Genomic DNA, 21,014 nt, shown 5'->3' with positions numbered 1-21,014 from the left:
TTTATCCTTTTTATTTTCCTTTGATGGAACAGCAGGCAATGTAGTTTAGTTGGTGACGTTGCGAGTGGAAGAAACGAAACATTTTCAAGAATCGGCGACGATTTTCGTACGTCCGCATACCGTTAAACGCAATTTTAATTGCACCCTTTACTCCTTCGTCGCGAATTAATCCGCGCGGTGACATCAACGACATTTTGCCATTCTGTTGCAGGACCTGTTCAAACCCCGCACTCATCAACAGGTCACTCCATCCTTGTTTGGTCAGCGGACTGACGTTTGATTTCACCACCTGAACCAACTGATATTGGTCGCCTTCTTCCATTTTTTGCGCTGTGAACATAATGTCGTGGGTCAACAAACGTCCACCGGGTTTCAGCACCCGATGATATTCCGCAATCAGTTTCGCTTTAGCTTTGTCTGCATACATTGTCAGCATGGCTTCGTTAATCACGACGTCGAAGCTGTTATCCGCAAAAGGCAGAGTATTGGCGTTTGCCGCCATGACATGAATGTGATTTTCCAGTCCGTTGTGCGCCACATTACTTCTGGCCTTGTTCAGCGCATTTTTATCCATATCAATGGCATAGACCGTACATCCAAAGCGCAGTACCAGCTCGATGGCCGTTGTAGCCATATTGCAGGCAACTTCAAGGACCTGGCTGCCAGGCGTCAGTTGGGACTGCCGGAACAACCATTCTGTCGCTTCAACCCCACCTGGGCGCAGGCGGGTTTTTCCCAGGCTGGCTAAAAATGTATGGCCCGCTTTTTCAGTCGCGCTCATTCGCCGGTCTCCTTTTTTATAAGTTGCATTATAAATACAACAATAGAGGTTAAAGGTGAAGAGCACGAATGATTTTTTATTACAAATAATGCGCAATCCTGCAGGATTTTCCGTACTGTTAGAGTGGATGTATACCGTGTGATAGACTGATGTATCTGACTTACAGGGTTGTAAATCATTATGAAATTGCATCATAAAGCGCTCCGGCACTTTATCTCCGTAAGCGTTATTGTTTTGACATCTTCTTTTTTGGTTTATGAACTTGTTGCCAGCGATCGGGCAATGAGCGCGTATATGCGCTACATCATAGAGAAAGCAGATTCATCCTTTCTCTATGATAAATATACCAATCAGAGCATTGCCGCCCATATGATGCGCCAATTTTCATCCCCGAAAAAGCCCATCACAGTTGAACAACGAAAAGCGCTGTGCACCGCTTTTGAAACCGTCAACGGCATACATGGATTCAATCTCACTGCCCATGATTATCTTCCGTTACGCGGCACGTTACAGACCCACTCGCCGAGTTGTATTGAACAACTTGACGATATTTTTCTACTCCCCGCCTTCGATCAGGCCGTAAACGCAAATCGTGAACGGGTAGATTATGGTCAGGGATTAGGCACCATGGAATACAAGTTTCGCTATTACATTGACCTGAAAAACGACTACATCTATTTCTATAACCTGGTAAATTCATATCAATTTGCCATGAATCACTGGTCTTTTTTACAGAAAGGTACACTGGGAATTAACCAGAGCGATATTGATGATATTTTTACTGGCCGAACCGTCATTTCCAGTATTTATCAGGACGATCTCACCCAGGAGAAAGTGATGAGCTTTTTGACCCCGGTCTACTATACCGGCAAGCTAAAAGGCGTTGTCATGGTGGATGTTAACAAAGACAATTTAAAGAACATATTCTATACCAACGACCGTCCCCTCGTCTGGCGCTATCTCAATGTGACTTTATCTGATATCAACTCAGGTGAAGAGATTATCATTCACCAAAGCGAGAGCGACTTGTTTCAGTATGTTCATTATATTAATGACATCCCAGGCGGAATGCGCATCACATTATCGCTTGATTTTATGTATTTTATTGTTGCTTCCTGGAAGATATTTGCCTTCTATTTACTGGCAACGGCACTGCTGCTGAACATGGTCAGAATGCATTTTCGTTTGTATCACAACGTCACACGCGAAAATATCAGTGATGCGATGACCGGGCTTTATAACCGTAAAATATTAACGCCCACGCTAGAGCAGCGTTTGCAGCAGCTGGTCAACGCCGGAACCTGCGTAACTTTTATTGCTATTGATTGCGATAAACTAAAGACAATTAATGACACGCTCGGGCACCAGGAAGGCGACCGCATTATCACCATTCTGGCCAAAGCTATTCAGGCCTCTATTCGCAAAAGTGACTATGCCATCCGTCTTGGCGGAGATGAGTTTTGTATTATCCTTGTCGATTATGCCCCTGAACTTACCCCCCAACTACTGGATCGTATTCGCGATAACTTACACACTATTGCTCCGGATACCTCCGTCAGTTTTTCCGCGGGGATTTATAACATGCAGCCAAACGACACCATTGATGACGCTTATAAGGCATCAGATGTACAGCTCTATCTGAACAAACAGAAAAAACACCACCGTGAGTGATACTGTATTCGTCAGGATGTTCATCGTAGTACCAGGAGTAAGAAATGACAGATGTAAATAAAGGCAACGTGACGCACCAACGTTTAATTTCGCTGTTGTCAGAACAAGGCGCAACGTATCGTGTACTCAGCCATGAGGCCGTTGGCAAATGTGAAGCTGTCTCGGAAATTCGCGGTACAGCGCTGGGTCAGGGGGCAAAAGCCCTCGTCTGTAAAGTAAAAGGCAACGGCGTTAATCAGCATGTGCTGGCCATTCTCCCGGCTGACCAACAGGCTGATCTGAACCAGCTTGCCGGACATATCGGCGGTTTACGCGCATCACTTGCCAGCCCGGCGGAAGTGGATGAACTGACCGGCTGCGTGTTTGGCGCTATCCCACCGTTTAGTTTCCATCCAAAACTCAAGCTGGTTGCCGATCCGCTGTTGTTTGAGCGCTTTACTGAAATTGCGTTCAATGCCGGACTGCTGGAAAAATCCGTGATCATGGACACCCAGGATTATTTGCGCATTGCACAACCTGAATTAATTCCATTCCATCGCGCACAATAGCAAGCCCGTAACATCAGTATCAAAACGCGATATTATGCGTTCGCCCAAAAATAATAATAATCAATAAAAAAGCCTGTTCCGTCACGCATTTACGCGTACAGTAAGCAGGCTTATTTTTTCTTTTGGCAAGGAAACTACGATGTTTGATGTCACACTGCTGATCCTGCTTGGACTGGCAGCTCTGGGCTTTGTCAGCCACAACACCACTGTCGCCGTTTCAATTCTGGTGCTGATAATCGTCCGTGTTACTCCGCTGAATACATTCTTCCCATGGATTGAAAAGCAGGGGCTTACCGTTGGGATTATTATTCTGACGATCGGCGTCATGGCGCCCATCGCCAGCGGGACGCTGCCCCCCTCCACGCTTATTCACTCCTTTTTAAACTGGAAGTCGCTGGTCGCTATCGCCATCGGCGTTGTTGTCTCCTGGCTTGGCGGGCGCGGCGTCACGCTGATGGGTAGCCAACCTCAACTCGTCGCCGGTTTACTGGTGGGCACAGTATTGGGCGTTGCCCTCTTTCGCGGCGTGCCGGTGGGTCCGCTTATTGCGGCCGGTCTGGTGTCGCTGATTGTTGGGAAGCAGTAGTCAACCCTGCCAGATAGCGACCGGGTGTTTGACCCAGGCCTTTCTTGAACATGGTGATAAACGCGGTCGTTGAATCGTAACCGAGCATTTGTGCGACCTGCTGTACATTGTGCCCATCGATCAGTGCCTGCAGCGCCAGGATCAGTTGCAACTGATGACGCCAACGGCGAAAACTGAGCCCCGTTTCTTTGACGACCAGACGGGCAAGATTACGCTCACTCATGGCAAACACATTGGCCCACTGCCCCAGTGTTTGCCATTGCGCAGGCTCCCGCGCCATCGTCGCCACCATCTTGCGAATTTTCGGGTGATCGGATACCGGTAACTGCATTTGCTCCTGTGGCTGTTGCGGTAGTTCGTCAAACAACACCTGCGTTAACCGCTGGGTAGCAGGTTCACAGAGCTGGGCATCCGTTTTGCTCGCCAGCGCAAGAATAAGTTCCCGGCATAATGGCGTTATTTTCAGCGTACAACAGCGATCCGGCATCACTACTGCATAAGGTTCAATGAATAAAAAGCACAATTGCGCGCCAACGGTAACGTGGTTGCTGTGCGGAATTTCACCTGGTATCCACACCGCATATTGCGGTGGCACCATCCACATGGCGTTCTCAACTTCGCAAGTAATTGCGCCATGCAACGCCAGAATTAACTGGCCTTTGCGGTGTTGATGCAGTGGGCTGAAAAGTTCGTCTTCCTGAGCCTGAATACAAAAAGCCACGGCGGCATCGTGGTAAAGATCGGGTTGATACCCGTCCAGCCTCAGTCCAAACATAAGAATGTCCGATTTTAGCGATAAACTGTCATTTTAGCTTGATTCATCCACAGAGTAAAAACGCTAAGGTAACGCCTCGCCTGACGATATGAGAAAAAAATGACTAACTCCCCTTCTTCCCGCGGTAAAAACGGTGCGCTGTTAATTGCGGGTATCCTGATGATCGCGACCACACTACGCGTTACGTTTACCGGCGCAGCCCCTTTACTGGACGCGATTCGCACTGACTACGGTCTGACCACCGCCCAGACGGGACTCCTGACCACGCTACCACTGCTTGCTTTTGCGCTGGTGTCGCCTCTGGCGGCAACCGTCGCTCGCCGTTGGGGTATTGAGCGCAGTCTGTTAGCCGCCATGCTGCTGATCTGTATGGGTATTGCTATACGTTCACTCCCTTCATCCGGAGCCCTATTTGGCGGGACGGCAGTTATTGGCTGTGGCATAGCACTGGGAAATGTCCTTTTGCCGGGCCTCATTAAGCGTGATTTTTCACAGCATGTGGCAAAGCTCACCGGGGCGTATTCGTTAACGATGGGTGCTGCGGCAGCGCTGGGGTCGGCAATGGTCGTGCCGCTGGCGTTACATGGCTTTGGCTGGCGCGGCGCACTGATGATGTTAATGGTCTTTCCGCTGCTGGCGTTATTGATCTGGTTACCTCAGTGGCGCCAGACGGCCAATGCCAGCCTCAGCAATTCGCGAGCGTTACACTCCCGCGCAATCTGGCGCTCCAGTCTCGCCTGGCAGGTCACGCTGTTTTTGGGCATCAACTCGCTTATTTATTACGTCATTATCGGCTGGCTACCCGCCATTATGATCAGTCACGGCTACAGTGAAGCACAGGCGGGGTCGCTGCATGGTTTGCTACAACTGGCGACCGCAGCGCCTGGGCTACTGATCCCCCTCGTTCTGTATCGGTTTAAAGATCAGCGTACTATCGCCGCACTGGTCTCGTTAATGTGCGCTATTGGTGCTGCAGGGTTTGCCGTTATGCCCGAGCAGGCGGCCCTGTGGACCGTGCTGTTTGGCTTTGGCTCCGGTGCCACGATGATCCTCGGCCTCACCTTTATCGGGCTACGTGCAAGCTCAGCGCATCAGGCCGCCGCACTATCAGGCATGGCGCAATCTGTCGGGTATTTACTGGCCGCGTGTGGGCCGCCGATGATGGGGAAAATTCACGATCTTAACGATAGCTGGCAGCTCCCGCTGGTTGGCGTCGCGCTGCTCGCTCTCATCATGGCCGTGTTTGGCGTCTGTGCAGGACGCGAGAAAGAGATCGCCAGCGCGTAATACACCGGGCAGGCAAAAAACCAACCTGCCCAGTTGTTATCCTCTGGCCGCGCGCAGCAGTGCCTGGACGAGGGGCACAGGCTTTCCTGCAAGCGCCCCTCGTTCGTGCTGAAAAAGCGTCCCGACATAAAACGGATGTGTCACCAGTTCAATCGCGCGAACGTCACCCGCGTCATCCCAGCCCGTCACTCGCAGATCGCCGCTTTCAAGCTCAGCGGCAAAACCTTCCGACACGCCATAGTTACAGTGATACCCCTCTGTAATGACATCCCGTCCGTAGGCTCTGGCGATCAGCGTATTCGCACGCAGTTCAATATCATCCGTCTTTTCGACCAACGAGCAGGTCAGCGGTGCAATCACCATACGACCCGTGGTCTCTGTTTCCGCATGCGCGGCATCACGCCAGCCCAGCACATTGCGAGCATACTCAAGAATGGCATGCTGAAAGCCGCCACAAGTGCCCAAAAATGGAATACTGTTTTCGCGTGCGTAACGTATTGCCGTCAGCGCGCCTTCCGGATGCTGGTAAGGACTGCCGGGGACCACCCAGATGGCATCATAGCCGACTAAATCTTCACCACTGCTAATATCAGATGTGGTGAGCCAGTCATAATCAGCCACTAATTCCAGAACGGCGGCAGCATCATCGATGGCAAGGGGAATAGCCTGGTGCGCCACAATATCGGGGCTGTAATCGCCCACCAGCGCAATGCGAAGCGTATCTTTAACAGGGGAAATTTCCATTAACTTTCCTTATGTCCAGACAATGAGGGACAACATAAGGAGCCTCAGCCTACCGATTTTTTGTTGTTATCACAATCCCTTAAATTGAGAGTCTATATGGCCAAAATGCTATAATGGTCACGTTTTACGATCTTATTTAACCGTAATGAAGACGAGTTCAGTGGCTTAACGGAGCGGATTAAGAGATGAATATTCAGTGTAAACGCGTGTATGACCCGGCAGAAAAAAGTGATGGCTATCGTGTTCTGGTCGACAGGCTGTGGCCACGCGGGGTGAAAAAAACCGATCTTGTTTTCAATGAGTGGGATAAAGCGCTGACGCCCTCGCCTGATTTACGTAAGGCATTCCACGCTGATGTTATCGATTTTGCCCATTTCTCCGAGCAATACCGCGCAGAACTTGCCCTACAACAGCAGGAAGGCAAGCGACTCGCGGACATTGCCCGGCAACAGCCGTTAACGCTGCTGTATGCGGCGAAGGATACGCAGCAAAACCATGCGCAGGTTCTGGCTGAGTGGTTACGTCAATTGTGACAGCGGGCTATTTGTCCGTTGCCGGATGATCTCTGCGCCAAAGCGCCCATTCATCAATAACTTCGCCACCGGGTAGCTTGCAATCCGACCTTACGCCTTGCGGTGTCTGCACCGCGATCAGCACGCCGCCCTTTTGCTCACAATATACGGATGCCGGGTTCGCCATGCCAATTTTCGGTGGTACGGGTGCTTCAGGTGATGTGGAACACCCCGCCAGCACCAAAATGCCGGGCACAACGATAGAGGCCAGTTTCATATTCACTCCTGTTAAAAACGTTACACTGGAAGAGTACCCCGACTCCCCACCTATCTCCATGTTTTACTGACGAGTTTCAATCCCATGTCTACATTTTGACCCGGATAGCGTGTTTCATCTTTCCCTCCGATGTTCTATTATGCGGGCAATACAGGACTTATCAGCATTCTGGAGTATTTGCCTCTCATGTCAGACATGATCCTCGCCCGAGTCTCAAAATCATTAGCCACGGAGCAGTCTGTTGAGAGTCTGGTTCGGCAACTTCTGGAGATGCTGGAGGTCGTGACTGAGATGGAGTCGACCTACCTTACTAAGGTCGATTTAGATGCGCGTCTGCAGCATATTCTGTATGCGCGTAATAGTAAGCAAATGCAGATCCCCGAAGGGCTGTCGGTGCCGTGGGATGAGACTCTCTGCAAGCGCGCAATAGACGCAAACTGTCTGTATAGCGATAACGTTCCCGCGCGTTGGCCAGAATGTAGCGCCGCACGCGCACTGGAGATCACAACCTTTCTGAGTACTCCAGTCCACCTGCCCGATGGCACGTTCTATGGCACCCTCTGCGCCACCAGTCGTCAGCAACAGCCGCTAAGCGAACGAGGTGAGCAGGTATTGCATCTGTTCGCGGGCCTGATTGCGCAGTCTATTCAGAAAGAATCTTTGGTTGCTCAGTTACGTGAAGCAAATGCTGCGCTGATAGCCCACTCCTACACTGACGTTCTGACCGGGTTACCTAACCGGCGGGCAATATTTGAAAATATCGACACCCTCTTTTCGCTGGCTCGCCACCTCAGACACAAAATTATTGTCGCCTATATTGATTTAGATGATTTCAAACTGATCAACGATCGTTTTGGGCACGAAGTCGGTGACCAGTTTTTGATCCAAATTGGCCAGCGTTTACGCCGTGGATGCAGTGAGAATGATATTCTTGGTCGTCTGGGCGGTGATGAATTTTTAGTCGCCAGCCTGTCAGTGGAAAACGAAATGTCGCCGTGTGTTCGTTTGCAAAGCGTGAGAAACCACTTACAGCAGCTCATTTGCGGTGACTATGACCTGGGTGGAATCTGTTTGTATTATCCGGGAGCCAGTCTGGGCGTTGTGGAAATAGACCCGCTGGAGACAGACGTCAACTGTGCGCTTCATCTTGCAGACAGTGCGATGTATCAGGATAAGAAACGTCAGGATAAAACCGCTTTTGTCGTACATTAAGCCCTGTTATGCTTAATCGTCTTTAAATTATTCTGGCAGATAAGCGTATGCGACTCGGTATTATTTTTCCCGTTATTATTTTCATTTCCGCTGTCGTTTTCCTGTCCTGGTTCTTTATTGGCGGCTACGCCTCACCAGGAGCATAACGATGAAAAAAACAACGCTTATTATGATTGGCGTGGCCATTATTGTCGTGCTGGGAACGGAGCTGGGCTGGTGGTAACCCAAAATAAAGGCCACAAGAATGTGGCCTTTATCGTCTGTTTCGTTACTTAGCTTTTGATTTTTCTGTAGATAAACAACACCACAATCGCGCCAATAATTGCCACGACAAAGCTGCCGAAGTTGAAACCATCAACTTTACCAAATCCAAAGAATGTACTGATCCACCCGCCCACGACGGCACCAACTACCCCTAAGATAATGGTCATAAAGAAACCGCCGCCATCTTTCCCCGGCATGATCCATTTTGCCAAAATCCCCGCGATAAGACCAAAAATCACCCATGAAACAATACCCATTATTTTCCTCGCTTATGTTTTTACGTGAACGATTTACTCGTTGTATAAAAGCATAGCATAGCGCCGAAAAATTAAAATTTGTGATCAGTGTCACTTTGATTTTTCATCTTTATCTGATGTTTCATGAGGTTAAACCTCGCAAAAACGGTGATATTTACTGACGTTTATCGTCATTAGTGTCAAATCGTCAGTCATTATTCTGCTATTTTTGCTTTCGCTCCCCGCCATTGCTGAATTTTCAATTCTGGCACAGTTTATGCTTTAACAGCCCGTCGCTACGACAAATCGTAGTCCGCGAAAACTCTCGCGAGACTCCGTCTACAATTCGCGCTATTTCAGCATTTAACAGGTCTGTTATTGATGAAAAAAATCACCAGTGTTTGCCCATACTGTGGGGCCGGGTGCAAGCTCAAGCTTGTTGTTGAAAATAACAAAATCATCCGCGCTGAAGCCGCTGAGGGTGTAACGAACCAAAACCAGCTATGTCTGAAAGGCTACTATGGCTGGGACTTTCTGAACGACACTCGCCTTTTGACTCCCCGTCTGACCCGACCAATGATCCGCTATGAAAAAGGTGGGAAATTCACTCCCGTCAGTTGGGATGAAGCCATCCGCTACACCGCAAAACGCTTATCCGAGATCAAAAATGCCTATGGTCCTCGCGCCATCATGACGACGGGTTCATCTCGTGGAACCGGGAATGAGACCAACTACGTGATGCAAAAATTCGCACGTGGCGTACTCAACACCAACAATGTCGATTGCTGCGCCCGCGTCTGCCACGGTCCATCCGTCGCCGGGCTGCAGGAAACGCTGGGAAATGGTGCGATGAGTAACTCAATTAGCGATATTGAAAACTCAAAATGTCTGCTCATCTTTGGCTATAATTGCGCCGATTCCCACCCGATTGTGGCACGCCGGGTGATCAAAGCTCGCCAGAACGGGGCAAAAATCATTGTCTGCGATCCCCGCCGCATTGAAACGGCCCGAATTGCAGACCAGCATCTGCAGTTGAAAAACGGGTGTAACATGGCGCTGGTCAACGCGTTTGGCCATGTGCTTATCGAAGAGCAGCTTTATGATCGCGAGTATGTGCAGAAACATGCCGAAGGCCTCGAAACTTACTGGTAAACCGTCAAGGATTACGCGCCCGAAGCCGTTGAACATTTAACGGGTGTGCCTGCACAGCAGGTTCGTCAGGCGATGCGTACTTTCGCTTCCGCCCCCTCGGCGACCGTGATGTGGGGAATGGGCGTGACCCAGTTTGGCCAGGCGGTTGACGTGGTTCGTGGTCTGTCGAGCCTGGCATTGCTGACCGGAAACCTGGGGCGTCCTAATGTCGGCGTTGGCCCGGTGCGCGGACAAAATAACGTGCAGGGCGCGTGTGATATGGGCGTACTGCCGAACCAGTTCCCGGGCTATCAGGACGTTACCGATTTCGCCGTGAGAGAGAAGTTTGCCAACGCCTGGGGTATTGACGTCAATCTGATGGATGACAAGGTCGGCACCCGGATCACCGAAGTCCCCCATCTGGCCATCGAAGGTAAAGTCAAAGCCTACTACATCATGGGTGAAGATCCGCTGCAAACCGAGGCCGATCTGGGCCTGGTCCGTGAAGGCTTTAACGCGCTCGATTTTATCGTGGTACAAGACATCTTCATGACCAAGACGGCAGAAATGGCCGACGTTCTCCTGCCCGCAACATCGTGGGGCGAACATGGCGGCGTCTTTACCTGCGCCGACCGCGGATTCCAGCGGTTTGAACAGGCGATTGAGCCTACGGGGGATGTCAAACGCGACTGGGAAATCATCAGTCTGTTGGCCACCGCAATGGGCTATCCGATGCAGTATCAAAATAACCAGCAAATCTGGGATGAGATGCGCGAGCTATGTCCGCTCTTCTACGGTGTGACATACGAAAAAATGGGTGACATGGGCCATGTTCAGTGGCCATGTCCGGAGCTTGATCATCCAGGCACGCCGTATCTGTATGCACACAGCCAGTTTGATACCGCCAATGGCAAAGGTAAATTGTTTGCCGCACAGTGGCGTGCTCCTGCAGAAGTGCCTGATGAAAAGTACCCAATGGTGTTATGCACTGTGCGCGAAGTCGGCCACTATTCGTGCCGCTCGATGACCGGTAACTGCGCAGCATTGCAGGCCCTGGCCGATGAGCCGGGCTATGTTCAGATCAGTACGCGTGATGCGGAAACTCTCGGTATCCGTCATCGCGATCTGGTTTGGGTGAGCTCGCGTCGTGGCAAGGTTATCAGTCGGGCTGATGTCTCTGAACGCATCAATCCCGGAACCGTGTACATGACCTATCAATGGTGGATTGGCGCCTGTAATGAGTTGACCCAGGATAATCTGGACCCCATCTCGAAAACCCCGGAAACCAAATATTGCGCCGTCAATGTTGAGCACATCACCGATCAAGGTTGGGCGGAGAACTATGCCGCGAAATCTTACAGCGAGATGAAATCACGTCTGTGTGAGGCTATCGCGTAAGTAACCTGCACATTTGCCTGAGTCGTACCTCCAGGCTCAGGCAAATGCCATTGCGTTACTTCGCCAACTGCGGATCGTTAAACCGAATAGCCATATCTTCTGCCTGCTTATCCCGCGCCATAAAGTTAAAACTCATCAGAAATAGCCCAACCATAAACGGCAATTCGTACAGTTCTTCAATCAGATCGCCATACTGCGCGTTGTGAAGAAAGACGGGAGCCAGCAGACGATGGTGCTCGACCGTGTCGGAGATCAAAAATGCACAGCTGGTGATCGCCAACAACCAGAGCGGTAGCGGCTCATTGCGCAAGCGATTGACAATCTCCCGACGCAGGTTCGCTGAAATCACTACCGGCAAGATAATCATGGCGATTAATACAACAGAGATAGCCCTGAATAACAACCTGGGCTGATCGGGAAAATAATCGCGCCCCCAACTGGTGCTTCGTCCCAGCAAAACTAACCACCACAGCGCGGCCCACAGCCAAAATTGCTTCTCGCCATCAGGACGCGAAAAAGGCCGGATGTAGCAGAAAGTAAACATGGCACCAAAAAACAACCAAAGCGCCTGACCATTTTCAATCCATCTGACGACGCCGCCGTTGAGCAAGGGGAGATTCAAGTTGGCAGTAAACGGGATCACCGCAGTGACCAGCCCCAGCAGGAGTGTTGGGAATGTTAATCGGGTATCAAGTTTCATAAGCACGATGTTCTGTTAAATGAAAGACAGCCGATCATAACCCCAGCGAATTTTAAGCCATTAGCAATCTATGCGATCTTCTTAAGGTTTTCTTAAGAAAACTTTTTTACAGAAAATGAGCGCACAAACTACGCATCATGAATAAAAAAAACCGCATCGAGCCGTCAACGCGCGATGCGGTTTTAATTTTAAAATGAATGCAATCAAGCAATAGCAGAGATGAAACCCTACCAGCCGCAGACTTCGTGCTCATTCTCGGTATCGTATGAACGAACCGTATTGACCAGGTCTTTAACCACTTCAGCGGCCACATCCGGAATCAACAGCGTCATCGGTGCTTCAGTTTCATAATCGACAGACACGCCATTGCTGTTATTGGTGACTGTAACGGTGTAGGTTGCTTTACCCATGATTTACTCCTTGCCGGTACGCACAACTTTTCGTTGATTTGCGCTCTCCATCAACACTTCGGGCGCCACGAAAAAGTCGATATTAAAGTAGGTGTCGTCGGTCATCACTTCGATGTTATGCCATTTCTCCGGTGGAAAAACGCCGAACTGACCGGCTTCGATAATCATCACCTCTTCAGGCTCCGGGCTGTGTTCATCTGCAAATCCGAGATATTTGACCGCCCCCTGCATCACAGAAAGTCGAGGATAAACCCCGGCACGGGTACCCTTATCAAGGTGGCGTTCGAAAATTCCGGCAGGTGCAGTTTCTTTGTTCCAGAACGGCGTTGAGCGTGTATGAATATGATTCTGTGGAATTTGAAGCATTTTTCTTCCCTTTTCCAGTCGACAACCAGCGAGTCTTATTGAATCGCTGCTGTAAACAGGGTACGCCTCAAAATATACATTTAAAATACCATTTATTGGTTATAACCATCACATCTTTCAATGAAAGGAACAGCTTAATACTGAAAGCCCGCCGTCAGCAGCGGGCCAATAGCATTACGACTGAAGCGTCGCCAGACGTGCCGCAAAACCGACAAAGATCAAGCCGATGAGGGAATTCCCAACTTTAGCCAGTTTTTTCTTCGTACGAATATACTGTGTCACAAACGCACCGGAGAAAATAAGGAAACTCAGATAGAAAAAGCTCACTATTTCAAGCGTCATCGCCAAAATAAAGAACGACAACCCTGAGTGAGTCGCGTTGACATCAATAAACTGTACGAAAAACGAAACATAAAACAGAATGGCTTTAGGATTCGTCAGACTCAGAATTAATGCACGTTTGAAAATTGCGCCAAACGGAACTTCGTCTGGCGCAGCATCGCTGGCCTTCGATTTCAGTGTGGCATACAGGATCTTCGCACCGAGATACAGCAGATAAAACGCGCCGAGATAACGAACGATATTGAACAATACGGGCGTCGTTTTGATAAGCGCAGCTACGCCGGCATAGGCCAGAAACATCAATACGGCATCACCGATAAACACACCGCTTGCGGCCAGATAACCGCCCTTCACGCCACGACCGACGCTGTTCTTCAGCACAAATATCGTATTTGGCCCCGGTACCAACACGATAAAAATAGCCCCCACCAGATACGTCCAGTAATTCAGAACTCCATACTCTGCGAACACGTTAACCTCTTCCTGAAAAAACACATGCACTTGCTGCGAGACAATATGCTAACGAATGCGCCAGGGGATGGAAAGAGAAGCTTTAGAATATAGCATTCTGTTTCAGTCCGGTTGCAACATCATTATTCGTTCCACATTTGCAACGATGAAACCCACTTTTGCGCCTACCCAATGCCCCGTTTAGCCACTAATGTTTATCAGTAGATTCAGCCCGCAAGGCACCCTCTCATCACATGGAGAAAGAAAAATGACTATTGCTTATAAACGTCTCGATAAAGATCAGGCTGCCGTACTACTGGTCGATCACCAAACGGGTTTGCTTTCACTGGTCCGTGACATCGATCCAGACAAGTTTAAAAACAACGTTCTGGCATTAGGCGATCTGGCGAAGTATTTCAAACTCCCGACGATTCTGACCACCAGCTTTGAAACCGGTCCTAACGGTCCATTGGTTCCTGAGCTGAAAGAACTGTTCCCGGATGCCCCTTACATCGCACGTCCTGGCCAGATTAATGCCTGGGATAACGAAGATTTTGTTAACGCGATCAAAGCAACAGGCAAAAAGCAACTAATTATCGCCGGGGTAGTAACCGAAGTCTGCGTCGCATTCCCTGCGCTTTCTGCCATTGAAGCCGGTTTCGACGTGTTTGTGGTCACCGATGCATCCGGTACGTTTAATCCACTGACCCGTGATTCCGCGTGGAATCGTATGTCATCTGCTGGCGTACAATTAATGACGTGGTTCGGTCTGGCCTGTGAATTACACCGCGACTGGCGCAACGATATTGAAGGGCTGGGAACGTTGTTCTCCAACCATATTCCTGACTATCGTAACCTGATGACCAGCTACAACACGCTGACATCCGGGAAATAATATTCCTGTCAGTGTAATACACAGAAACCCGCCAACATCGGCGGGTTTCATTGAACAGTTTCAGTCAGGATTAGTGGTGCAGCATTTCATCCACCACCTCTTCTCCCTTGAGCTGATAAGGGTAATAGGTTGGCCAGTTATCCATCTCTTCAAGCAGGGCAGCCTGCGAGGTATTCCCCATAAAGATATGGAAGTGGCTCGACTTACGTGGCGCAATAATGTGATCACTGAATTGCACGTATTTCGGCGCGTCGCTGCCAGCGCTTTTACATTCGAACAGGTAACGTACACCTTTCTTGCCTGACGTATAGTTCAAAATTTTATATCCGGCATAATCATACTTACACGATGCCACCTTTTTACCGGTATGAAACTCCATTACGCCGTTTTCAATACCAATAGTGTCAACATCGGTCGCGTAACCCTCACGGTAATAGGCTTTAATCTGCTCTGCCGTTTTGCTCTTGTCTTTCTCCGCTTTCTTTTTGAATACCGGATCCAGTTCACCACTCACCAGATACGGATAGACAGACTGCCACATGCCATCCCAATCGGCTAGCGTGCGGTTCTGTACATTTTTGTCATCAAAAACGCCTTCTGCCGCCTTTTGTTCTATTTCGGTCATTGGTGCACCATGGGAATGGTGACCATGCGCCAGTACCTGACTACTAACCAAAAGCATCCCCAGAGCGACTGCCAATTTTTCCACATGCATAGCCAAAATTTCACCCTCAAATCATTTGCGAATGAAATGTTATAATATAACATTACGGTTTAATCAATATCGTTTTACGTCACTCAATCATGCTGGCGGGCAATTTTCCAACGGCTGTCAAAATGGGCCTGGTACTGCGCCACAACACCAGGCTCTCCACGGATCACCAACACGTTTTCTGAATTCGCAAATTCGGCGGATTTGGCAAAATTAAACGAGCCGGTCTCCAGCGTGTCACCATCAATAATCATGGTCTTGTCGTGTTGTAGGTGATAGTGGTCATCCAATCTGATATCGATACCGTTGGCCGTCGCAAACGCAATCGCTTTCTGACTGACTTTCCCCTGATTACGTTTTTTATCGATCACTGCCCGGACAACAACACCTCTTTTTTCTGCATCTACCAGCGCCTGAACAATATCCGCAGACTGAAAGGAATACGCCATCATGTCGATGGTGTGCCGCGCATGATGAATAGTGTCGAGAACTAAACCCCGCGCCGAACCTTCCGGTGAAAAACCTACCTGAACAGAGGCATTTGCCATCGGCACCGCGGCCCACAACAGGGCCGCGATCATAGCCATCGGTTTTATCTTCATGTTATTGACCAGTGAGTGGTTTAATCTGAGGGGTTATCCGGACTGCGTAGCGTTCGCGTGCAAATCTGATCAAGCAATGCCTGTTGATGGCTGATAATCATCATACCTAACGGACGGCGCTGACACTCTTCAAGCAGCAGCGCCCAGATATCCCGTTGGATAGAGGGATCGAGCTGCGCAGTTATTTCATCGGCAATCAGAAAACGCGTACGCGGGTCGAGCGCCCGCAGTATGGCAATTCGAGCCAACTCGCCACCCGAAAGTTGTCCGGGACGACGCGTTAGCCACTCCGGCTTAATATGCAGTCGGGCAAGCGTTTCTGCATCTGGCCGCCAGGCATCATGAACCGCATCACCGGTACTCCGTCTGGGGTTAAAGGTTAATTCCGGATGCTGCGGCACAAGCTGTACCGGGCAATATTGATGGCGCGGCAACGGTTGGTCATCAACCAGAACGTCGCCGGATGTCGGCTTTTGCCACCCCGCAAGCACACGTCCCAGCGTTGTTTTTCCGGTTCCACTGGGTGCGCAAATCCCAATACGTTCCCCTGGCGAAAGCGAGAACGAGAGATTTTGCCACAGTATTTTACCGCCCTGACGAACGAACACATTACGACAGCACAGCATACCGCTCTCCAAAAAGTTGATTTCTTTCGGGCAGCGCTCGCCATTGCCGTTGCAGATGTTCACTAATTTCACCACGCAAAAGCTGTTCCCGGCTGACATTATCCGACACTGTTCCGTGATGCAGCGCGACAATGCGATCTGCGTGACGTGCCGCCAGAGTGAGATCATGTGTCACCCATATAACGCCGGCTCCTTGCTCACACAGGCCGCGTAGCTGTTCCAGCAGTTGATTTGCCAGAGGCGCATCAAGCCAGGCGGTAATCTCATCAGCAAGAATATAACGCGCCTGGCTGAGCGCGGCATGACACGCCAGAATGCGTTTGGCCATCCCCCCCGAAAGCTGACGCGGGAAAGACTCTAACACGGTGGTATCCAGATGATGACGTTCGAGCAAGCGTTCAATTTGCCCTGTATTCCACGCCTGACCGGAAAGCTGGCTGGCTCTTCGTAAATGCTTTTCAATCGACAGCAGTGGATTCAGCGCCTGCACACCTTGCGGAACATAACTAAACGTATTGCCACGGCATGCCCTGATGTCATTGTTATCCAGCATTTTTCCATCAAGGGTGATATTGCCATGCAAGCGCAAATTTTCCGGCAATAGATCAAGTAGGCATTGCAGCAGCAGGCTCTTACCCTCACCGCTGCCCCCCACTAACGCCACCATCTGGCCCGGCGCAACATCAAAGGAGACATCCTGCAGCAACGAGGACCATTTTTTTGCGCCGTACCAGCGATAACGCGCCACTTCCAGCGAAATCTGCTGCAAACTCAACATGTATCACCTCTCAACCATAAACGCTGTACCGCCCGGGCAAGTTGATCAAATAGCATCACAAGGAGAAATAGCATCAGCCCTGGAAACAGCACCAGCCACCAGTCGCCATGACTGATAAACCGCAGCGCATCTGCCAGCAACAGTCCCAGCGAAGGTTCGTGGGGTGCCAACCCGAAGCCAAGGAAACTTAACGCTGCACTGTGCAATACCGCGTGAGGGAACATCAGCAACGTTCCCGTTAGCCACTGGGGCAACAGCGCGGGTAAATAGTGATGCCGCCAGCAGTAAAAGTGGCCATGTCCCAGTCGCCAGGTGAGTGTCAGGTAATCGCTGTGGGCCACGCGTTCCGCTTCAGCACGTAAAATCAATGCCAGCCGCGGCCAGTGTGTGAGTGCAACCGCCATAATCACCCCGCTTTTCCCGCCGCCCAACGTAAAACAGATCAAAATCAGCAGCAGAAGGTGCGGCATGGACAGCATCGCATCAGTGATCAGACGCATGACAACATCCAGGCGTGGATGTAAACGGGAAATCGCTGCCATCAGTAACGCAATGAACCCGCTGCACAGGGCCGCGCCAATACCGATTTGCAGACTGGTAAGCGCCCCCTGAAAGCAACGAACCCACAAATCGCGCCCCAGATTGTCGGTACCAAACCAGTACAGCGCATCAGGCGGAAGATGACGGGCAAGAAGATTCACGCTCAACGGATTATCCAATGTGGCCGCACCATATACTGCAATAAATAACAGGCCACTCACGGACAGCAGAAGACGAACAAGCGTCGGCGTCGGGTTATAGAGCATCGGGTCGCTCCAGCGCACGATTCAGAACATGGACAAACCAGGCAGAGAGAGAGTTACCCATAAACACCAGCACGGTACTGAACAAGACAATCCCCATCAGTAACGGCAGGTCACCGCGTAATCCGGCATCGATGGTAGCCTGCCCCAGCCCCGGATAGGCAAAAACCTTTTCAGCCAGCAACGCACCGCCCAACAGTTCGCCCAACGAGGCAAACTGTAGACATAGCGCTGGCGTGATGGCGTGTCGCAGAACCTGGTGTCGCAACAACGACCATCCCTTGTCACCCTGCAAACGCGCAAAGCGGACAAATTCGCTTTTCATCACGCTGGCGATACTTTCCCGCGTGTGCAACGTAATTTGCCCCAGCCCCAGCAGACTAAGTGCACAAACAGGGAGAACCAGATGGCGCAGACGTTCAGTCAGCGTTGCCATATCACTGTTATTTCCCGGTTCCCACGCACAACAGACCGGGAACAGCGGCCAGCGCACCGCAAATACCGCCAGCAACAGCATGCCAATCCAAAAGGTCGGTAAGGAAGAAAGCAGATAGCTAAGTCGGCAGATGACTTTATCCGGCCAACGGTTCAGGTAGCGACCAGCAACAAACCCCATTGTCGTTCCCAATAAACCGGAAACCAACCACGCACCGCTAAGCAGCGCAAACGAGGTCGCAAACCGCTCCTTAATCACGCTGGCAACAGGGGCATTAAACAACATCGAGTAACCAAGATCGCCCTGTAGCACGCGTAAGAACCAGTGGAAAAAACGCTCCCACAGAGGTTGATCCAGGCCCCAACGCGCAGCAATACGTGCATATTGCTCCGGTGGAACATGCAGCAAATCGTTGCCAATATAGGCACGGATTGGATCGACCGGAGAAAAGCTGAGCAAGATGAAAGTGCCAGCCGCGACCAGCACTAACAACACTATCAGCCGTAATACATGGCCTAAAACAGACTTCATCAACGGCAGGTCCAGGTCCATTCATCAAGATTGTTGAGCAACGACCAGCTACCGTGAATTTCCGGTGCACCTTTGCCCAGATCAATGCACGGATTTGCCAGATAGGTGTGCTGAATATTCAGCAGCCATGCCCATGCGGCATCCCCTTGTACGCCTGCACCTTGTTTGCCATCCCACTCAACCTGTTGCCAGAAAGGCAACGCTTTTTGCCAGTCTGGCGCATCAATGGCCTGCTTGAGATGTTGCTCAACCACCGGATTGCTGTAGTAGCCAGGGTTGTAATACTCCACCCCCGCCGCCTGCCCGCTGTAGTGATGGAAAAGCTCCATCGGATCCAGACTCCCCCAGCCGAACAGCGTAGGATTAGCATGCATATGGCGTTCAACGGTTTCCCAGCTACCCGACTGCAGCGACACTGCAATGCCTACCGGCTGCAGCATGGCACGCACGGCCTCGGCTAAATCACGACGGGTGCTGTCGCCGCTGGCATACCACAACGTCAAACGCGCCTCTTTACCGTCTTTCACCCGTACACCGTCTTTGCCCACTTTCCAGCCGGCCTGATCCAGAATCGTCCGGGCTTTTTCAGCGTCACCATCTTTGAATGCCACCGAAGTCCCCTGCCATGGCAACCCCTGAACCGCGCTATACGCGGGGATTGCATGGCCTTCCATAACCTGCCCGGCAAGCTGCTTACGGTCAATGGCGTAATTGATCGCACGCCTGATAGCAATATCGGCTGTAATATCGTTCCCTACCGGATAACCATTAGCATCTTTCTTCCCTGCCGGAACCATTGGGAAAACAATACCGCGGTTTTCTACACTGTCGCGAACCCACAGTTTTAAATTCTGCTGTTCAGGTGATACCGCCATCGACGGCGCAATACGTACCAGTCCCAACTGACCACTTCGCGCTGCGGCATATGCGTTATCCTCATCGAGGAATACAAATACTAACCGGTTGAAATCATTCTTCTTACCGGCATACCACGGGTTTGCTTCCACGATCAGTTGCTGCCCCGGCTGAAAGCTCACCAGGCGGTAAGGACCTGCGCCAATCGGATTTTTGGCAAATGTTTTTTCGTCATACTGTTTTGCCGGAACAATACCTAACGAACCGAGCACATTCACAAAAGTGCTCTGCGGATGACTAAGCGTAATTTCTGCCGTGCGGTTGTCTATCACGCGGGCATGGGTGAAATTTCCCATGTCAATTTTTCCACCACTCTTTGCGGCTTTGTTGTAGGTGAAGACCACATCTTCAGCCGTTAGCGGTGAACCATCAGAGAATTTGAGATCGGGCTTAAGCGTCAGCGTCCAGGTTTTGCCGTCGGCACTGGTCACCACTTTTTCCGTCAGCAGGTTCCCCCAGCTCATATCCGCATTTTGCTTTAACACAGGTGCATGCAACAGCAGATAGCTGCCATGACTCCAGCCCAACATCGGGTCAAATCCCTCCGTCGGCTCGGGCCCAATGGCCAGTTTTAGCGTCTGGCCTTCGTCTGCATTTTGCGCAGCGAAGAGTGGCGAGGTTAATGCGAGAGTCAGTGCGCACGTCAGCAGTGCCAGCTTGCCTTTAATCATTCTCTTATCCAGATTTACGTTATTTTTATCTCGTTTAACGAACAATTTACGTTAGACGGTCTCCTGGGGAAGGGATTATGGCGGACAGTAATGCCGAAAAAAATGATACAGCGCAGAAAAGTATGACGATTTTTAAAAAACATCATACGACTTTCTAATACCCGGCGCTTTCACGTTTCACTTCGCTGAAGTGGTTAAGCAAAATCACCGTATTTATTCGGCGTTATATTAAATAAGAAGCAATAGTTGCAGGGGAAACTATTCACCCGCTTCGGTTTTTGCCTACCTCAAATTCATGACAATTTATGTATATTTATTAAAGAAAGACACAGTAAGTGACAAGTTATGTAAATAT

At 50.4% G+C, this 21,014-nt stretch carries 24 protein-coding genes and 2 pseudogenes; 10 read left to right on the top strand and 16 right to left on the bottom strand.

Going from position 1 to position 21,014, the window contains the following annotated elements:
* Window positions 1-10 precede the first annotated feature (10 nt).
* A complete protein-coding gene (locus QMN38_RS01760; RefSeq protein ID WP_323604362.1) occupies window positions 11-781 on the bottom strand; it encodes a class I SAM-dependent methyltransferase in 771 nt (256 codons plus the stop codon).
* A gap of 180 nt (window positions 782-961) precedes the next feature.
* Here QMN38_RS01760 and dgcJ point away from each other — a divergent pair, with 180 nt between their 5' ends.
* The 3 genes from dgcJ (at window position 962) to QMN38_RS01745 (ending at window position 3,586) form a co-directional block, all read left to right on the top strand.
* On the top strand, window positions 962-2,452 hold the full coding sequence (gene dgcJ, locus QMN38_RS01755) for a diguanylate cyclase DgcJ (protein WP_323604361.1): 1,491 nt from the start codon (window positions 962-964) through the stop codon (window positions 2,450-2,452).
* Between the two features lie 44 nt (window positions 2,453-2,496).
* Window positions 2,497-3,000, top strand: a complete 504-nt coding sequence (locus tag QMN38_RS01750; protein ID WP_271441159.1) for a YbaK/prolyl-tRNA synthetase associated domain-containing protein — start codon at window positions 2,497-2,499, stop codon at window positions 2,998-3,000.
* Window positions 3,001-3,139: 139 nt separating this feature from the next.
* Entirely contained in the window at window positions 3,140-3,586 is a 447-nt protein-coding gene (locus QMN38_RS01745) for a DUF441 domain-containing protein (RefSeq protein WP_271457385.1), read from the top strand.
* On the opposite strand, the pseudogene QMN38_RS01740 reads toward QMN38_RS01745, so the two are convergent.
* Window positions 3,569-4,361 (bottom strand): annotated as a pseudogene (locus QMN38_RS01740) (AraC family transcriptional regulator); the annotation flags it as partial. The gene QMN38_RS01745 and the pseudogene QMN38_RS01740 sit on opposite strands and share 18 nt — an antisense overlap.
* Before the next feature lie 99 nt (window positions 4,362-4,460).
* Here QMN38_RS01740 and QMN38_RS01735 point away from each other — a divergent pair.
* Entirely contained in the window at window positions 4,461-5,648 is a 1,188-nt protein-coding gene (locus QMN38_RS01735; RefSeq protein ID WP_323604359.1) for a CynX/NimT family MFS transporter, read from the top strand.
* Window positions 5,649-5,684: 36 nt separating this feature from the next.
* Here the strand turns inward: QMN38_RS01735 and QMN38_RS01730 are convergent, their stop codons facing one another.
* Window positions 5,685-6,392 carry a CTP synthase C-terminal region-related (seleno)protein gene (locus QMN38_RS01730; RefSeq protein WP_271441163.1) on the bottom strand — a complete coding sequence of 236 codons (708 nt, stop codon included), beginning with the start codon at window positions 6,390-6,392 and terminating at the stop codon, window positions 5,685-5,687.
* Window positions 6,393-6,577: 185 nt separating this feature from the next.
* Here QMN38_RS01730 and QMN38_RS01725 point away from each other — a divergent pair, with 185 nt between their 5' ends.
* Window positions 6,578-6,925, top strand: a complete 348-nt coding sequence (locus tag QMN38_RS01725) for a DUF488 domain-containing protein (RefSeq protein WP_137382918.1) — start codon at window positions 6,578-6,580, stop codon at window positions 6,923-6,925.
* 7 nt (window positions 6,926-6,932) lie between these two features.
* On the opposite strand, the gene QMN38_RS01720 is transcribed toward QMN38_RS01725, so the two are convergent.
* A complete protein-coding gene (locus QMN38_RS01720; RefSeq protein WP_323604358.1) occupies window positions 6,933-7,181 on the bottom strand; it encodes a putative hemolysin in 249 nt (82 codons plus the stop codon).
* Window positions 7,182-7,367: 186 nt separating this feature from the next.
* On the opposite strand from QMN38_RS01720, the gene QMN38_RS01715 reads away from it, so the two are divergent.
* From QMN38_RS01715 to yoaJ, 3 genes are read left to right on the top strand one after another with little or no spacing between them, the layout of a single operon-like run.
* Entirely contained in the window at window positions 7,368-8,393 is a 1,026-nt protein-coding gene (locus QMN38_RS01715; RefSeq protein WP_323604357.1) for a sensor domain-containing diguanylate cyclase, read from the top strand.
* A gap of 47 nt (window positions 8,394-8,440) precedes the next feature.
* Window positions 8,441-8,539: a YoaK family small membrane protein gene (locus QMN38_RS01710; RefSeq protein ID WP_086523648.1), complete on the top strand. Its 99-nt coding sequence runs from the start codon at window positions 8,441-8,443 to the stop codon at window positions 8,537-8,539.
* A 2-nt stretch (window positions 8,540-8,541) separates the two neighbouring features.
* A complete protein-coding gene (gene yoaJ / locus QMN38_RS01705; protein WP_099530266.1) occupies window positions 8,542-8,616 on the top strand; it encodes a protein YoaJ in 75 nt (24 codons plus the stop codon).
* Between the two features lie 49 nt (window positions 8,617-8,665).
* Here the strand turns inward: yoaJ and QMN38_RS01700 are convergent, their stop codons facing one another.
* Window positions 8,666-8,914: a GlsB/YeaQ/YmgE family stress response membrane protein gene (locus QMN38_RS01700; protein WP_323604356.1), complete on the bottom strand. Its 249-nt coding sequence runs from the start codon at window positions 8,912-8,914 to the stop codon at window positions 8,666-8,668.
* 360 nt (window positions 8,915-9,274) lie between these two features.
* Between QMN38_RS01700 and fdhF the strand changes: the two are divergent.
* Window positions 9,275-11,422 (top strand): annotated as a pseudogene (gene fdhF, locus QMN38_RS01695) (formate dehydrogenase subunit alpha).
* Between the two features lie 55 nt (window positions 11,423-11,477).
* Here the strand turns inward: fdhF and QMN38_RS01690 are convergent.
* The 4 genes from QMN38_RS01690 to leuE form a co-directional block, all read right to left on the bottom strand.
* Window positions 11,478-12,122 carry a hypothetical protein gene (locus QMN38_RS01690; RefSeq protein WP_271449131.1) on the bottom strand — a complete coding sequence of 215 codons (645 nt, stop codon included), beginning with the start codon at window positions 12,120-12,122 and terminating at the stop codon, window positions 11,478-11,480.
* A 227-nt stretch (window positions 12,123-12,349) separates the two neighbouring features.
* Entirely contained in the window at window positions 12,350-12,532 is a 183-nt protein-coding gene (locus QMN38_RS01685) for a DUF1869 domain-containing protein (protein ID WP_003030733.1), read from the bottom strand.
* 3 nt (window positions 12,533-12,535) lie between these two features.
* Complete coding sequence (yeaR, locus tag QMN38_RS01680; RefSeq protein WP_045441926.1) at window positions 12,536-12,898, bottom strand: DUF1971 domain-containing protein YeaR; 363 nt, start codon at window positions 12,896-12,898, stop codon at window positions 12,536-12,538.
* A gap of 174 nt (window positions 12,899-13,072) precedes the next feature.
* Complete coding sequence (gene leuE, locus QMN38_RS01675; protein WP_137382924.1) at window positions 13,073-13,711, bottom strand: leucine efflux protein LeuE; 639 nt, start codon at window positions 13,709-13,711, stop codon at window positions 13,073-13,075.
* Between the two features lie 247 nt (window positions 13,712-13,958).
* On the opposite strand from leuE, the gene ycaC reads away from it, so the two are divergent.
* The gene (gene ycaC / locus QMN38_RS01670; RefSeq protein WP_005120379.1) at window positions 13,959-14,585 is read left to right on the top strand and encodes an isochorismate family cysteine hydrolase YcaC; all 627 of its coding nucleotides are present in this window, start codon (window positions 13,959-13,961) and stop codon (window positions 14,583-14,585) included.
* Window positions 14,586-14,655: 70 nt separating this feature from the next.
* On the opposite strand, the gene zinT is transcribed toward ycaC, so the two are convergent.
* From zinT to QMN38_RS01635, 7 genes are all read right to left on the bottom strand, one after another.
* Complete coding sequence (gene zinT / locus QMN38_RS01665) at window positions 14,656-15,300, bottom strand: metal-binding protein ZinT (protein ID WP_323604355.1); 645 nt, start codon at window positions 15,298-15,300, stop codon at window positions 14,656-14,658.
* 83 nt (window positions 15,301-15,383) lie between these two features.
* Window positions 15,384-15,884, bottom strand: a complete 501-nt coding sequence (locus tag QMN38_RS01660; protein WP_323604354.1) for a phospholipase D family nuclease — start codon at window positions 15,882-15,884, stop codon at window positions 15,384-15,386.
* A 35-nt stretch (window positions 15,885-15,919) separates the two neighbouring features.
* A complete protein-coding gene (locus QMN38_RS01655) occupies window positions 15,920-16,525 on the bottom strand; it encodes an ATP-binding cassette domain-containing protein (RefSeq protein WP_323604353.1) in 606 nt (201 codons plus the stop codon).
* Window positions 16,509-17,303: an ATP-binding cassette domain-containing protein gene (locus tag QMN38_RS01650; protein WP_323604352.1), complete on the bottom strand. Its 795-nt coding sequence runs from the start codon at window positions 17,301-17,303 to the stop codon at window positions 16,509-16,511. The genes QMN38_RS01655 and QMN38_RS01650 overlap by 17 nt, the downstream gene beginning before the upstream one ends.
* Window positions 17,297-18,109, bottom strand: a complete 813-nt coding sequence (locus QMN38_RS01645; protein WP_271455778.1) for an ABC transporter permease — start codon at window positions 18,107-18,109, stop codon at window positions 17,297-17,299. Before QMN38_RS01645 ends, QMN38_RS01650 begins: the two co-directional genes overlap by 7 nt.
* Window positions 18,099-19,073, bottom strand: coding sequence for an ABC transporter permease (locus tag QMN38_RS01640; protein WP_323604351.1), 975 nt, complete (start codon window positions 19,071-19,073; stop codon window positions 18,099-18,101). The genes QMN38_RS01645 and QMN38_RS01640 overlap by 11 nt, the downstream gene beginning before the upstream one ends.
* Window positions 19,073-20,659 (bottom strand): ABC transporter substrate-binding protein, encoded by a 1,587-nt coding sequence (locus QMN38_RS01635; RefSeq protein ID WP_323604350.1) that lies wholly within the window; start codon window positions 20,657-20,659, stop codon window positions 19,073-19,075. Before QMN38_RS01635 ends, QMN38_RS01640 begins: the two co-directional genes overlap by 1 nt.
* Window positions 20,660-21,014: the final 355 nt, after the last annotated feature.

Origin of the sequence: Citrobacter sp. R-1.5.2 (assembly GCF_035064245.1) — a bacterium.
In the GTDB taxonomy this organism is placed as follows: Bacteria; Pseudomonadota; Gammaproteobacteria; order Enterobacterales; family Enterobacteriaceae; genus Citrobacter.
The sequence above is the reverse complement of the archived record's forward strand: the minus strand, read 5'-3'. Positions and strand labels throughout refer to the sequence as shown.